Annotated in this window: 13 protein-coding genes; 3 read left to right on the top strand and 10 right to left on the bottom strand. The window is 40.1% G+C overall.

Going from position 1 to position 14430, the window contains the following annotated elements; translation table 11 throughout:
- Nucleotides 1–13: 13 nt before the first annotated feature.
- From tolB to QUE03_RS07480, 10 genes are all read right to left on the bottom strand, one after another.
- Nucleotides 14–1363, bottom strand: coding sequence for a Tol-Pal system beta propeller repeat protein TolB (gene tolB / locus QUE03_RS07525; protein ID WP_434020161.1), 1350 nt, complete (start codon nucleotides 1361–1363; stop codon nucleotides 14–16).
- A gap of 38 nt (nucleotides 1364–1401) precedes the next feature.
- The gene (gene tolA, locus QUE03_RS07520; RefSeq protein ID WP_286266723.1) at nucleotides 1402–2334 is read right to left on the bottom strand and encodes a cell envelope integrity protein TolA; all 933 of its coding nucleotides are present in this window, start codon (nucleotides 2332–2334) and stop codon (nucleotides 1402–1404) included.
- A 4-nt stretch (nucleotides 2335–2338) separates the two neighbouring features.
- Complete coding sequence (tolR, locus tag QUE03_RS07515) at nucleotides 2339–2761, bottom strand: protein TolR (RefSeq protein ID WP_286266722.1); 423 nt, start codon at nucleotides 2759–2761, stop codon at nucleotides 2339–2341.
- A gap of 18 nt (nucleotides 2762–2779) precedes the next feature.
- A complete protein-coding gene (gene tolQ / locus QUE03_RS07510; RefSeq protein ID WP_286266718.1) occupies nucleotides 2780–3454 on the bottom strand; it encodes a protein TolQ in 675 nt (224 codons plus the stop codon).
- A complete protein-coding gene (gene ybgC, locus QUE03_RS07505) occupies nucleotides 3444–3854 on the bottom strand; it encodes a tol-pal system-associated acyl-CoA thioesterase (RefSeq protein ID WP_286266716.1) in 411 nt (136 codons plus the stop codon). Before ybgC ends, tolQ begins: the two co-directional genes overlap by 11 nt.
- A 655-nt stretch (nucleotides 3855–4509) precedes the next feature.
- Nucleotides 4510–5514, bottom strand: a complete 1005-nt coding sequence (gene ruvB, locus QUE03_RS07500) for a Holliday junction branch migration DNA helicase RuvB (protein WP_286266714.1) — start codon at nucleotides 5512–5514, stop codon at nucleotides 4510–4512.
- 61 nt (nucleotides 5515–5575) lie between these two features.
- Nucleotides 5576–6193: a Holliday junction branch migration protein RuvA gene (gene ruvA / locus QUE03_RS07495; protein ID WP_286266712.1), complete on the bottom strand. Its 618-nt coding sequence runs from the start codon at nucleotides 6191–6193 to the stop codon at nucleotides 5576–5578.
- Between the two features lie 81 nt (nucleotides 6194–6274).
- Nucleotides 6275–6802: a crossover junction endodeoxyribonuclease RuvC gene (gene ruvC, locus QUE03_RS07490; RefSeq protein ID WP_286266710.1), complete on the bottom strand. Its 528-nt coding sequence runs from the start codon at nucleotides 6800–6802 to the stop codon at nucleotides 6275–6277.
- Between the two features lie 157 nt (nucleotides 6803–6959).
- Nucleotides 6960–8732 (bottom strand): aspartate--tRNA ligase, encoded by a 1773-nt coding sequence (aspS, locus tag QUE03_RS07485; protein WP_286266709.1) that lies wholly within the window; start codon nucleotides 8730–8732, stop codon nucleotides 6960–6962.
- 133 nt (nucleotides 8733–8865) lie between these two features.
- Nucleotides 8866–11730 (bottom strand): transporter substrate-binding domain-containing protein, encoded by a 2865-nt coding sequence (locus tag QUE03_RS07480; protein ID WP_286266707.1) that lies wholly within the window; start codon nucleotides 11728–11730, stop codon nucleotides 8866–8868.
- A gap of 106 nt (nucleotides 11731–11836) precedes the next feature.
- Here QUE03_RS07480 and cmoA point away from each other — a divergent pair, with 106 nt between their 5' ends.
- From cmoA to QUE03_RS07465, 3 genes are read left to right on the top strand one after another with little or no spacing between them, the layout of a single operon-like run.
- A complete protein-coding gene (gene cmoA / locus QUE03_RS07475; RefSeq protein ID WP_286266705.1) occupies nucleotides 11837–12571 on the top strand; it encodes a carboxy-S-adenosyl-L-methionine synthase CmoA in 735 nt (244 codons plus the stop codon).
- Nucleotides 12568–13533: a tRNA 5-methoxyuridine(34)/uridine 5-oxyacetic acid(34) synthase CmoB gene (gene cmoB, locus QUE03_RS07470; protein ID WP_286266703.1), complete on the top strand. Its 966-nt coding sequence runs from the start codon at nucleotides 12568–12570 to the stop codon at nucleotides 13531–13533. Before cmoA ends, cmoB begins: the two co-directional genes overlap by 4 nt.
- Nucleotides 13533–14429 carry a LysR family transcriptional regulator gene (locus QUE03_RS07465; protein ID WP_350227411.1) on the top strand — a complete coding sequence of 299 codons (897 nt, stop codon included), beginning with the start codon at nucleotides 13533–13535 and terminating at the stop codon, nucleotides 14427–14429. The genes cmoB and QUE03_RS07465 overlap by 1 nt, the downstream gene beginning before the upstream one ends.
- Nucleotide 14430 lies beyond the last annotated feature (1 nt).

Here is a 14430-nt window from a genome sequence, read left to right as displayed (position 1 = left end):
TAACTAGTTATTTTTATAAAAACGGTGACCAAGCTGGTGACTTCACTTGACCGTTTAAAGCAGGTAAACGCGCTTTAAAACGACCATCTACTGACACTAAACTCAGTACCTGTCTATTATTGTGCAAAGTACTGTATATGATCATACCACCGTTAGGTGCAATACTTGGCGATTCGTCTAAACGTGTTTTAGTTAATACCTGAAACACATTTGAACCTAATTCTTGTTTGGCTAAATGGTAACGACCACGGGTTCTGTTAACCATGACCAGTTGACGGCCATCTGGAGTAATTGAGCCACCCAGGTTCATTTCACCATCAAAAGTAAGCCTTCTTATTTTCCCATCGACTAAATTTACGCGATAAAGCTGTGCTTTTCCACCCCGTTCTGAACTAAAAACAAGAGATTTACCATCAGGAGACCAGCTTGGTTCAGTATCTATTGCACGATGACGTGTAATTCTTCTTAATTTTTTAGTTGCTAAGTCCATGGTATAGACCTCTGGGTTACCGTCTTTAGACAGCACCATCGCCAATGTTTTTCCATCAGGCGACCAACGCGGCGCACCATTTATGCCTTTATACGAACTTACTAATGTACGTTTTCCTGTATAAATATCAATAGTATAAATTTGTGCCTGTCTGTTTTCGAATGTCACATAAGCCAGTTGGCTTCCATTTGGGTGCCATGTTGGTGACATTAATGGCTCTTTCGAACTCAACAAAGTATGTTCATTGTAACCATCGTAGTCTGCGATCACTAATTGATAAGGGAAATCTCCTTGATCTCGGACAATAATATATGAGATTTTTGTTAAAAATGCGCCTTGAGCACCCGTTAACCGTTCATAAACAACATTACTAATACGATGTGCGTAACGTCGAAATTGTTCACTACCAATTTCGGCTTGGCTTTCTTCAAGAATATGGTCTGTTGTATTAACCAGTTTACCACCGCTTAACATCTGCGATTGACCACCAGTTATTTGGCCACGAATAACGTCAACCAATTGGTAGGATACTTGGTATCGACCAATTGACGTTTCAGTTACTTCGCCGATAACTACCGCTTCAACACCTTCAGCGGCCCATGCCGCATAATCTATTTCATTAGCTTTTGACGGAATTTGTGGAAATCGTGAGGCGTCAATAGGGCTAAACTTACCACTACGCAGTAAATCATCGCTGATCACACGAGAAATATTCTCAGGTAATGGGCTCATGCCCTGCCATTTAAACGGTAGCACAGCTATTGGACGCGCACCGTCAACCCCTTCAGTAATTACAATCTCAAGGGTAGCAAATGCTCTAAAAGAAAATAGTGACAGTAAAAATACCATCAATAGGGACTTCGATTTGATCAAGTTGACAATCTCTCTTGTTATCATTGTTTTTCTATACTCTAAAATTCAGGTACAACCGTTAAACTAATCGTACGCATTTCTTTAAACACTTCAGGATCTTTCGATACAGGTAATGTTTGCGCCTTTAACACCGCATTTTTAGCCGCGTTACATACTACAGCAGCACCTTGGCCCGTTTTCACGTTCGTGACAAAACCCGATGGTGCAAGACTTATAGTCAATTTACAAGACTTTCCTTCCATCGTTGCCTGATCAGTAATTAAATAACGCTGAATTGTTTGCGTAATGAGCGCTGTAAATCGGTTAATCTCGCTGACCATTTGTTGCTGACGAGCTTGTTGACGCGAAGCCATTTCTTGCTCCATTTGTTGTGCTAATAATCGCTCTTGCTCTGCACGCTCTTTCGCTTCTTTTTCTTTGCGTTTTTTCTCCGCCGCTTTTCGTTTACGCTCAGCTTCTTTTTTCTTTCTGCGCTCTTCTGCTTTTTTAGCTTCAGCCTCTTCTTTTAAGCGTTTCGCTTTTGCTTTGGCAGCTGCTTGCTCGGCATTTTTGCGCTCTGTTTCTTTTTGCTTGCGAAGTTTTTCCGCAGCATTGGCTCTTTCTCTCGCTTTTTTAGCTTTATCATCAGCGAGCTTTTTCTCATTCTCTTTTTTCTTACGTTGCTTTTCTAAATTCTTTATTCTTTGTTCTTCATCAGCGCGTTTCTTACGTGCCGCTTCTGCCCGCTTTTCCAAATCGCGAATACGCTTTTTCTCAGCGGCTTCTGCATCTGCTTTTTGTTTTTTCAGTTTTTTGACATGCTGTTCAACAGCACTTTTGTTAACAGCAACGGCTTTGATGGGCTGACTTACCGCAACAGGCGTTGGCTTAGGTTTTGGCGTCATACTAAAGTCACCAAACAGTAAAACCATTGCCAACGCAACATGAATCAGCAAACTTAAGGCGATCGGCAGTCCGTACTTCGTTTTCACCTATCTATTGCTCCGGAGAATCAGTCATTAAACCGACAGACGGTACACCCGCTTTTTGAAGTAACACCATCAGTTGTACGACAGCGTCATAAGAAACAGCACCATCCCCGTTAACTACCACTGGTTTTTCAGGGTCAAGCATTAATGCGGCAGCTACTTCAATTTCAAGCTGCTCACCGGTGACTAATTTATTCTTGCCTGTTCCTTCAGAAATATAATACTTACCGTCAGCGTCAACAGAGGCAACCAGCGGAGGCTTAGAATCTTCTGATAAAGGCTCTGATTCGGCTTTTGGCAATTCAACTTTCACCCCTTGCGTGATCAGTGGTGCCGTTACCATGAAGATAATCAACAGTACCAACATAACATCAATGTAGGGTACAACGTTTATTTCAGCGACTTTGCGTCGTCTTACTCGGTTATACATATTAACTATCGCCTTTCACTATTCTGCCGTTGCTTGGCGTTGCAATATGCTTGAAAACTCTTCCATAAAGTTGGCATAGCTATTCTCTAGCTTTTCAACTTGGTGACTAAAACGGTTAAATGCCATTACCGCAGGAATAGCCGCAAAAAGCCCCATCGCTGTAGCAATTAGCGCTTCTGCAATACCAGGAGCTACCATAGCTAGCGTAGCCTGTTGAACCGCACCTAAGGCGATGAATGAATTCATGATTCCCCAGACTGTCCCAAATAAACCAATATAAGGACTAATTGAACCCACAGTTGCCATGAAAGGTAAATGTGTTTCTAAACTATCGACTTCTCTGGATAACGCGACACGCATTGCCCGATGTGTGCCTTCTACAATAATTTGAGGCGACTGAATATTGCTTTTTCTTAATCGAGCAAACTCTTTAAAGCCAGCAACAAATAAGCTTTCGATCCCTTGCACAAACTGGCGCGCAGAAATTTCATTGTATAGTTTTGTTAAGTCAGCACCGCTCCAAAACTTATCTTCAAAGTTTTTTAATTGAGAGGCAGCATCTTTTAAAGCTTTTTGGCGTTGAAAAATCATAGTCCAACAGGCTATTGAAAAACCTAACAAAATTAGCATTACTGATTTTACTAATAAACTTGCTTCCAAAAATAAATCGATAAATGAAATCTCAGCTGACACTTTTTAACGCTCCTAATATGGTCGATGGAATAGCACATGGCCTACTTCTAGCAAAGTCGACACAAGCAACCTTCACTTTGACTCGACACAATTCCTGATGATGTTGATTTGTTATAATTTGATTAAAGACTATGCTAGCTTTTTTTAATTCAAGGATTTGAGAAGAAACCGTGATCAAATCATCGAGTTTTGCCGATGCAATATTGTCCATTTCAACCTTTCTGACCACAAAACCTAGTGAATGTTCTAAAAAGTTAGATTGATTGATATCTAAAGAACGCAACCATTCTGTTCGAGCTCTTTCTGAATACTTTAAGTAATTAGCGTAATAGACAATACCGCCAGCATCTGTGTCTTCATAATAAACCCGAATGGAAAGCTGATGAGTAGTCAATGGCATGAAGAACGGTTCAAAATGGGTGCATGTGTCTTTGATTGCCTTATCTTAATGAGTTTAGCTAACGCACTCAAGCGTTAGAGACACAAGTTTACAAATATATATCAAATATTTTTTTTTGTTTTGTCCTAGCGAGTCAAAATTGTTCACATCAACAAGAAGAATTAATAACCTGATGTTATGCATATAATTTGAATATTTATTCCAGCTTACCGTAAGATATGAGGCTACAATGAATATCCATCCAACATTCAAATTATAAAAACAACTTCGCATTAGTTTTTTTTATGCGAAAACGAAATTTTTTTAGTTTGAGTAACTGGCACAACCTCTTTAAAATACAATTACTTTCTGAGCTAGCGCTGTGATTGCTATGTCACAAGCCCAGATATTTTGAAAAGATAGTTTTCTATCTCTTCTCTCTGACATGTTTCCTGGAATTTTAAAACTTCCTTCTATCAACTTTATTAAGTTGGCCCGCATCAAATATGCGGGCTTTTTTTTGCCTAGAATTTAGTGCTACTGACATCAATTAAATATGTATCAAAGAAAAGCAATTATAGAGACTATTTCATTAACCTGTCTTAACGAAAGAAAAACTGAATTAAAAAAGATTCATTCACTCATTCATCAATAACAGGCTAACAAATGGAGTGAATTATCCTGGTTTAGATAGGTCAAAATGAGCGTAAGCTCTGTCTGTAGCAATACGCCCTCTTGGGGTTCTTTGCAAAAAGCCTTGCTGAATCAAGAATGGCTCAAGTACATCTTCAATGGTTTCTCTTTCTTCACCAATTGCTGCGGCTAAATTGTCAAGGCCAACAGGTCCGCCCATGAATTTTTCGATAATGGCGAGTAGCAATTTTCTATCCATAATATCAAAACCTTCCGTATCAACTTCCAACATATCAAGCGCTTTGCCTGCTGTGCCTTTAGACACTTGACCTTGTGTTTTAATATCAGCGTAATCGCGAACACGTCTTAACAGGCGATTTGCTATCCGCGGTGTGCCTCGAGAGCGACAAGCAACTTCAAACGCGCCTTGTTCATCGATAGCTAAATTAAGAAAATGGGCTGATCGAGAAACAATATCTGTTAAATCTTTGTTATTGTAAAACTCCAATCGTTGCACAATGCCAAAACGATCTCGAAGTGGCGATGTCAAAGCCCCTGCACGTGTGGTTGCACCGATTAATGTAAATGGCGGTAAATCAAGCTTAATGGAACGCGCTGCTGGCCCTTCTCCAATCATAATGTCTAGTTGGTAATCTTCCATAGCAGGATAAAGCACTTCTTCAACCACAGGGCTAAGACGATGTATTTCATCAATAAATAGCACATCATTTTCTTCTAGGTTGGTCAACAGTGCTGCCAAGTCGCCGGCTTTTTCTAATACTGGCCCTGAGGTAGTGCGAATACTTACGCCCATTTCATTAGCGACGATATTAGCTAGCGTTGTCTTTCCAAGGCCTGGAGGACCGAAAATCAACAAATGATCTAATGGCTCACCACGTTTTTTAGCGGCAGGAATAAATATTTCCATTTGTGCTTTAACGTGATCTTGTCCGGTATAATCAGCCAATAGTTTGGGACGAATAGCGCGATCAACACCTTCATCTTCTATTGTTTCTACCGGTTGGATCAATCGATCAGCTTCTATCATTTATTTACTTCTTTATACAGTGGATTTGAAATACGCTAAAACTTAGCGTTAATTATACCAATTACAACATTGACTTTAACGCATCGCGAATAAGATCTTCACTACTTTTGTCATTACTATATATTGCTTTAATTGCTTTGTCCGCTTGCCCTTGGCTATAGCCCAATGAAACAAGCGCATTTAACGCATCACCTTTGGCACTTGACATCATCGACTGCGTTAAATTAATTTCTAATGGAGTAGCGTTGCTAGTAGTTGAAGGCACGTCGACATGCCAATCTTTAATACGATCACGCATTTCAATCAATAAACGCTCAGCGGTTTTTTTACCGACACCGGGGATTTTGACAATTGTCGTCACATCATCGTGTGCAACACAACTGACAAACTGCTCAGCTGACATACCCGATAATATCGCTAACGCCAATTTGGGGCCCACTCCGCTTGCTTTGATCAATAATCGAAACAGTTTACGCTCTACTTTATTCGCAAAGCCATATAGCAATTGTGCGTCTTCACGAACAATAAAATGAGTATATATAACCGCTTCTTCATTTAATTCTGGTAAGGCATACATACTCGTCATTGGCACAGTCACCTCATAACCAATACCCTGACATTCGATAACAATATCAGGTGCTTGTTTTTCAATTAAAATGCCACGTAAACGACCAATCACAGCAATGTTCCATTAAAGTATTTTCGCAAAGCTTATCACTATATATTTATACAGTAAATAGATAACATGGGTAGATTACGATTAACGAAGACGACCTCGTACAGTTTTTACAGCCTGTCCGGATAACTTACTTAACGAGGTGTGACTATGGGCGTGACACAAGGCAACGGCAAGCGCATCGGCAGCATCGGCTTGAGGTGTTCCAGGGAGTTTAAGTATCGATTTAACCATATGCTGTACTTGGGTTTTATCCGCAGCACCGGTACCTACAACAGATTGCTTAATTTGCCTCGCAGAATATTCTGCAATATCTAACCCTGAATTAGTGGCTGCAACAATGGCAGCACCGCGCGCTTGACCAAGTTTCAATGCAGAATCAGGGTTGGAAGCCATAAACACTTGTTCGATGGCAAACATATCAGGTTTAAATTGAATAATGAGCTCAGAAACACCAGCAAAAATAGTCTGTAACCTTGAGGCCAAATCATTTCCTGATGAAATTGCTTTAATGCAGCCACTGCCTAAGTAATTAAACTTTCGTCCTTGCTGCTCGATGACACCATATCCCGTGTAACGAGATCCTGGGTCAATGCCTAAAATAATACTCAAAATTTAATTTTCACTCTATTTTCCACTAGGGATTGTTGTTCTTTCAATTTGCAGCAGAGACTGCATTAAAGTTCAACAATGCCTGAACACTGTAATGTTGCACTTACCATATAAAAAAAGCGCGCCAATGGCGCGCTTTTTTTAATGATTCAATCGATTAATCTTGTTTGACGTCTTCTTTAGCGATTGTGGCTATGTTTAACTCAGCAAGTTGCGCTGGATTTGCTTTACCTGGCGCATTAGTCAATGGACACGCCGCAGTCGTTGTTTTAGGGAAGGCCATAACATCACGAATAGAAGTCGCGCCTGTCATTAACATTACTATACGATCTAATCCAAACGCTAGACCTGCATGCGGTGGAGCCCCATATTGAAGTGCTTCTAATAAGAAACCAAATTTCTCTTGGGCTTCTTCGTCGCTAATGCCAAGTAGTCTAAACACTGTAGATTGCATTTCTTGATCGAAAATACGCACAGAGCCGCCACCTAGTTCACAACCATTTAACACCATGTCATAGGCATCAGACAAAGCGCCAGCGGGGTTCGCTGCTAACTCTTCTGGTGTCATGTTGCTTGGTGCCGTAAATGGATGATGAAGTGCGTGGAATTGACCATCAACTTCTTCGAACATTGGGAAGTCAACAACCCAAAGAGGTTTCCACTCATCAGTTGTTAAACCTAAGTCTTCACCAAGTTTCAAACGAAGTGCGCCTAATGCTTCAGTGACCACGTTGTATGTGTCTGAACCAAAGAAAATTATATCGCCTGTTTGTGCATCAACGCGTGACAATAAGCTATTAACCGCATCTTCTGATAAGAATTTCAGAATTGGCGACTGTAATCCTTCCATGCCCGCTTCAATATCATTGACTTTCATCCACGGCATACCTTTAGCGCCGTATATGCCAACAAATTTAGTGTAGTCATCAATGTTCTTACGAGATAGCTTGTTACCGTTAGGTACTTTAACTACCGCGACACGGCCTTTCTCGTCATTTGCTGGACCTGAGAACACTTTAAACTCAACATCTTTTAAAATATCAGCAACGTCGACGATTTCTAACGGATTTCGTAAATCTGGCTTATCTGAGCCAAAACGTGTCATTGCTTCTAGATAAGTCATGCGTGGGAACTCGCCTAAATCGACATCTAGCATCTTAACGAATAACTCACGGATCATCTTCTCCGTGATTGCCATCACTTGATCAGCGCTTAAGAATGACGTTTCAATATCAATTTGCGTAAATTCAGGCTGACGATCAGCACGTAAATCTTCATCACGGAAACATTTAACGATTTGGTAATAACGCTCCATGCCAGACATCATCAGCAGTTGTTTAAACAACTGAGGTGATTGTGGTAAAGCAAAGAAACTACCTTTATGTGTTCTACTTGGTACCAAGTAATCACGAGCACCTTCTGGTGTCGCTGCTGTTAAAATTGGCGTTTCAATATCAAGGAAGCCTTGAGACTCTAAAGATTGTCTAACAGCAGACGTTACTTGTGCACGAAAACGCAAACGCTCTGTCATTTCTGGACGACGCAAATCTAAGTAACGGTATTTTAAACGATTCTCTTCTGAGTTCTCTTGATTCGAATCCAGCGGTAATGGCGCAGACTTATTTAGAATTGTCAGTTCCAAACCTAGAACCTCAATGCCACCCGTGGCCATATCTTTATTTACTTGCCCTTCTGGACGAGCACGTACTTTACCTTTAACTTGTACACAAAACTCATTACGTAAGGTATTGGCCTTGGCAAGTACTTCAGGTAAATCTGGATCGTATACAACCTGTACGATACCTTCGCGATCACGCATATCTAAGAAAATTACCGCTCCTAAATCACGACGACGATTTACCCAACCACATAAAGTGATTTCTTGACCAATGTGAGATTCGTTAACCTCACCACAATAAAGACTACGCATGTAGAGTTATCCTGAAACTTATGAAATGACTAGCTAACCTAAGCGCAAGCTAATAGTAGCTATAAAAATTGCGGACATTATATAGAAAATACGCTCAATGTCACCTTAGAAACTTTGTTATTTGTGCGCCAAGTCACCTCATTGCATAGTTGTTTTTACCAGCTGTTTTAACGCGATACATCAGATTATCCGCCATATTCAGTAATTCACTTTCTTCCGTACCATCTTCTGGATACACAGCTATCCCAATACTACAACCAATATTGGCTTGGCCTTGCTTAAAAACAAAGGGCTCAGAAATCGACTTAATAATTTTCTCAGCAATATAAGCTGCCCCTTGCTTACTATTGAGTCCCGTTATAAGAATGGCAAATTCATCGCCACCAAAGCGAGAAACTGTGTCGGAGTTTCTAATGCATTGTTCCAATCGTCGCGCAACTTGCAATAAAACTTGATCTCCCGCGTCATGGCCATAAGAATCATTGATTTTCTTGAAACCATCAAGATCGATAAACAATAGCGCTAATTTCAGCTGTTGCCGTTGATGCATGGAAATTGCTTTTGATACCTGCTGTTTCAATAGCACTCTATTGGCTACACCAGTCAATTCATCATGGGTCGCCATGTGTTTCATTTTATCTTCAAGTGTTTTTCTAAGTTTTATTTCTTGTCTTAGTTTTCTATTCCATATCGCTATCACCAAAATAATAATGAAAATAAGCACTCCAAACTGAGCTGCAACTTTGGTGACAAAACGTTTATCTAATCCAGTTTTGATATTGACGTCAAACCACTTATCAAAAATCTCTTGTTTTGTTGGAGAGTCAATGGTTAAAAGTGCCTTATTTAAGATGTTGATTAACAACTTATTCTTTTTAAGTACTGCTATTTTGCTTGACTCAATCGGTATCTCTTCAACTAAAGATACTGCCATTGGGATTATATTCTCACGCTTTGCTAATTCAGACAAAACAGGCAAAGTATCGATGAAGCCATCAACCAACCCCTGTTGTACTGCGGCAAGGCCTTGTTCAACAGAATCAACAACGGTGATATTTATCTGTGGGTGGGCAAGTCTGATTTCACCGATTAACTGATAGCCTTTAACTAACGCCAATCTCTTACCATAAAAATGATTAATATTTTGCTGCGTGGCTAAGAAGCGGCTATGCAAAACTCCCCAAGGCATGTCCCAATAACTTTGGCTGTAAGCAATAGTTTTTAAACGTTCTTGGTTTTCGGCAAGACCCGCAATAATATCGACTTCTTCATTATTAAAGGCGTCAAATAAATTTGCATAACTTTCATAGACTTTAAACTCTACGTCAAAGCCAGCCCGTTCTGCAAGAAGCTTTATCAGGTCAACGTTTACACCATCCGCCTGTCCATTTTCATTTATAAATTCAACAGGTGCCCAGTCATTAGCAATACCAACCGTAAATGACTGATATTTAGCTAAAAAATCAAACTCTTCGGCATCTAAATTGAGCTTCTTCACCTGTTTGTTAAAGTAGCCATGCTCTTTCAGGGTTAACCAGTTTTGTTCGATATCTTTCAATTTTTCCAAAGGTAACAATTTGAACCCATCAGAAATAACTTTAGCCAATTGAGGATTGTTAGGATTAACCAAGCCATACATATTATTGTTGAATACTGGATCATTCAGAATGAAAAAAGACGACTGTAAATTGGCATTCACCAATTTAACGTTCATGTTTTCAACTTCAGAAATAATGGCGTCAATCTCACCTTTTTCTATTGCCAAGATCATTTCACCATGTGAAGCAAATTCTCTCACTGTAATTTGCGGGTAACTAGTTTTAAATTGTGTTAAATAAGGAGACGTCGTAAATAAGCCAACCCGTTTGCCATACAGTCCTTCAATTGAATTAGCCGACATAGCATCTTTAGCAACAAATATTTTTGAGTGAGAGGTATACACATGGGAAGCAATCTTTAATCCTGTTGTTGAAGGATTCTTTTCAGGGTAAGCCAAGTGAACATCGGCTTCTTCTTGTTTCACTAATTCTATAGAACCCGACATCGTTTCTGGTACAAATTCAACATCAATACCCGTGGTTTCTGACCACAATCGCCATATATCAATAAATAGACCTTGTGCTCTACCAGAAGGAGAAACCCCCATATAGGGTGAAAGATTTGAGGTAAATACCAGCTGCAGCGCATCTGATTTTCTAATCATCTGAGTCCATTTCTGATAAATCGCGTCTTTCTGTTCTTGACTGATTTTAGCGATGCCATCATTAATAAGTTGGAGAAGGTGCTTATTACCAATGCTCACTGCGGTGCTGTATTGGCCTTCAAAATACTTAAGTCGGCGATATTTGGGGTAAAATTCACGAATCGCATCAATGCGCTCATAACCTTGAGTTAATGTATTTGAAGCGGCAAATGCCATGATTTGATTATCTAAAGCAGCATCGAATTGTGTATTACGATCAGTAAACTCCCTTAATTTTATCGCTTTGTTTTTTTCTATAATTGATAAAGCTTGGCTTGAACCTTCGATAACGCCAATGGCATAAGGCGACAATTCATCTATTGATGTTATCATCGGCATATCACGATGTAGGTATATATAACTGTTTTGTGTGAATATTGACTCGCTGTAAGCAAAACGGCCTTTTCGACTTTCAACTTGCATCAAACCAGCATGAAAGTCGACTTGACCTTGCTCTACTGCCTCTAATGAATCCTGCCAATTATAGTGTTTAAAATTTATACTGACGTTTTGCTTCTCAGCCCACAGTTGCCAGAAATCTACCAACATACCCGCAGGTCGATTATTGTCATCGAGAAAATGATAAGGAAAGCTCTGATTGCTTAGTGCTATGGTCAGCGTTTGATTTACTGTGTTTGTATCTAGCTCTGGTTCTTGCGCATAAGAGACAATGCTAACTAACACTAACAAATAAAACAGAGAACCTTTGCTATAAAACATGAAAATGCGTATGAATTTAAAATAAGTATCGTTCATTATCACCTTGTTTCTTGTTGCTATGCAATAATATCTTATCAAGATCAAACAGTTCAGCTAAAATACACAGTAATTTACCATGATTATACATTTCTAAAGATAGATTATGACATCGTCTGATACCGATTTAATTTATTCAAACCCACACGGTCAAGTCAAAGACTTTACTTTTGACGCACAAGTTGTGGAAGTATTTCCTGATATGATCAGCCGCTCCGTACCGGGCTACAATACGATCATCGACACTATAGGGCGCTTAAGTCAACACTATGTTACAGACCATTCAACAGTCTACGATTTAGGTTGTTCACTTGGAGCGGCCACATTGGCCATGCGCCGAGCAATAACCGCAAATCACTGCAACATCATAGGTGTTGATAATTCAGCGGCTATGGTTGAGCGCTGCAAGACACATATTAATGCATTTAAAGGCAATACACCGGTCGATATCGTGCAAGCAAATATCCAAGACATTGACATAGAAGATGCGTCCATGGTGGTACTAAACTTCACCTTACAATTCATAGACAAAAATGAACGTCAGGGGTTGATAACTAAGATAGCAAAAGGGCTTAAATCAGGCGGGATTCTCGTTATATCAGAAAAAGTAGCCCATGATGATCCTGCTTGTAACGAATTACTCATTAACTTGCATCATGACTTTAAGCGAGCCAATGGCTACAGCGAATTAGAAATTGCTCAAAAGCGCTCTGCCCTTGAACATGTTATGAAACCTGACCCGCTTGAAACCCACTTTGAGCGATTAACGCAGGCAGGGTTTAGCCACATGACGCAGTGGTTTCAATGCTTTAACTTTTTATCTATTGTGGCCATCAAATGAATCAATTTAACACGTTTTATCAATCTATCGCGGTTAATCGTTTAAGTCATTGGCTTAATACCTTACCCAGCCAACTCGATGACTGGCAACGCAATCACTTACATGGCGAATTTAAGCATTGGCAGAAAACCTTAGATGCACTGCCGCAAACCACGCCAAGCACTTTGGATTTAAGTCACTCAGTGACCGCTGGAATTCGTTCAGACATAAATGAAGGCGAATATAAACGCCTTGAAAGCTTGCTCAAAAAACTGAAACCATGGCGTAAGGGACCGTACCATATTCACGGTTTGCATATAGATACCGAATGGCGTTCTGATTTTAAGTGGGATCGATTAGTCCCTCACATCAGCGATTTAAAAGATCGCTACGTTTTAGATATCGGTTGTGGCAGTGGTTATCATTTATGGCGCATGCGCGGTGAAGGGGCAAAATTTGTTGTAGGTATCGACCCCACTCAGTTGTTTGTTATGCAATTTAATGCCATACAACATTTCATTAAAGATACCAACGTCAACTTGTTGCCTTTAGGTGTTGAGCAACTACCTGAATTAAAGGCATTTGATACTGTCTTTGCCATGGGCGTGTTATATCATCGCCGTTCGCCGATAGATTTTTTATACCAATTGAAATCTCAACTGAACAAAGGGGGTGAGCTTGTCCTCGAAACTTTGATTGTCAACGGCGATGAAAATACAGTATTGGTTCCTGGCGAGCGCTACGCAAAAATGCGAAATGTTTGGTTTTTACCAAGCGGTGAGGCCATGTGTGCTTGGCTAGAACGTTGTGGCTTTAAAAACGTTCGCATGGTTAATACTGACATCACAGCTGTCGAAGAGCAAAGAAAGACGGATTGGATTGATACAGAATCCTTAAGCGACTTCCTTGACCCTAACGATGAGACAAAAACCATTGAAGGTTACCCTGCTCCACAACGTGCCATTTTTATAGCAAATACATAATGGATAAAATATTCAGGGCCAAATCTACGCTTGAACAGTGGCGCATACTGCAATCTGTAGTAGATTACGGCGGTTATGCCAAAGCCGCCGAAAAACTCAACAAAAGTCAGTCTTCGCTAAATCACGCCGTCGCTAAATTGCAAACACAACTGGGCATTCAATTACTGGAGATCAAAGGAAGAAAGGCCTTTCTCACCAATGCTGGTGAAACCATGTTACGTCGTGCGAGGCAAATTTTACAAGACGTTGAAGCGCTTGAATCTCTAGCTGACACATTGAACAAAGGCTGGGAACCTGAAATCACTTGCTCTGTTGAATTAATCTACCCAAAAGAAATTTTATATCAAATACTTAAACAATTTTTACCACAAAGTCGTGGTAGTCGCATAAAAATCATCGACGCTGTCATTTCCGGAAGCGAAGAGGCTATTAATGAAAAAACCGTCGACCTTGCAATAACGAATATAGTACCTAAAGGACATCTCGCGAATACGTTATGCTCGGTAAAAATGATCCCGGTGACAAGCATCAACAATACCGAAATAAGTTCTGATGAAATTAGCCAAGACCAGCTAGCAAATTCACTGCAAATCGTTATCAGTGATACAGGAAAAGCTAAAAGATCTCAGGGTTGGCTAAAAGCAGAACAGCGATGGACAGTTGCAAATTTTCATGAGGCCTTATCTATTTTGGCGACAGATATAGGGTTTTGTTGGATACCAGAGTCAATTGCCAAGCCTTATCTGACGCGCAAAGAAATCCGAAAAATCAAAATAAAGCACTATGATGAACGCCATATTCCTTTACATTTAGTGATCCCTGATCGGGACAATGTAGGGCCCGCCACATTACTACTGGAAAAACTATTCTATCAATACCACCAGTTAGAATGCTAAC

It is taken from the genome of Thalassotalea atypica, from assembly GCF_030295975.1.
Lineage (GTDB): Bacteria > Pseudomonadota > Gammaproteobacteria > Enterobacterales > Alteromonadaceae > Thalassotalea_F > Thalassotalea_F atypica.
Note: the sequence above shows the minus strand (reverse complement) of the source record. Positions and strands in the feature narration are given on the sequence as shown.

Bases quoted from the DNA above. Each gene is read 5' to 3' on its own strand.
- tolR (WP_286266722.1), bottom strand. From the start codon at position 2,761: ATGTATAACCGAGTAAGACGACGCAAAGTCGCTGAAATAAACGTTGTA.
- aspS (WP_286266709.1), bottom strand. From the start codon at position 8,732: ATGCGTAGTCTTTATTGTGGTGAGGTTAACGAATCTCACATTGGTCAA.
- QUE03_RS07465 (WP_350227411.1), top strand. From the start codon at position 13,533: ATGGATAAAATATTCAGGGCCAAATCTACGCTTGAACAGTGGCGCATA.
- ruvB (WP_286266714.1), bottom strand. From the start codon at position 5,514: ATGATAGAAGCTGATCGATTGATCCAACCGGTAGAAACAATAGAAGAT.
- cmoA (WP_286266705.1), top strand. From the start codon at position 11,837: ATGACATCGTCTGATACCGATTTAATTTATTCAAACCCACACGGTCAA.
- cmoB (WP_286266703.1), top strand. From the start codon at position 12,568: ATGAATCAATTTAACACGTTTTATCAATCTATCGCGGTTAATCGTTTA.
- QUE03_RS07480 (WP_286266707.1), bottom strand. From the start codon at position 11,730: ATGAACGATACTTATTTTAAATTCATACGCATTTTCATGTTTTATAGC.
- ybgC (WP_286266716.1), bottom strand. From the start codon at position 3,854: ATGCCATTGACTACTCATCAGCTTTCCATTCGGGTTTATTATGAAGAC.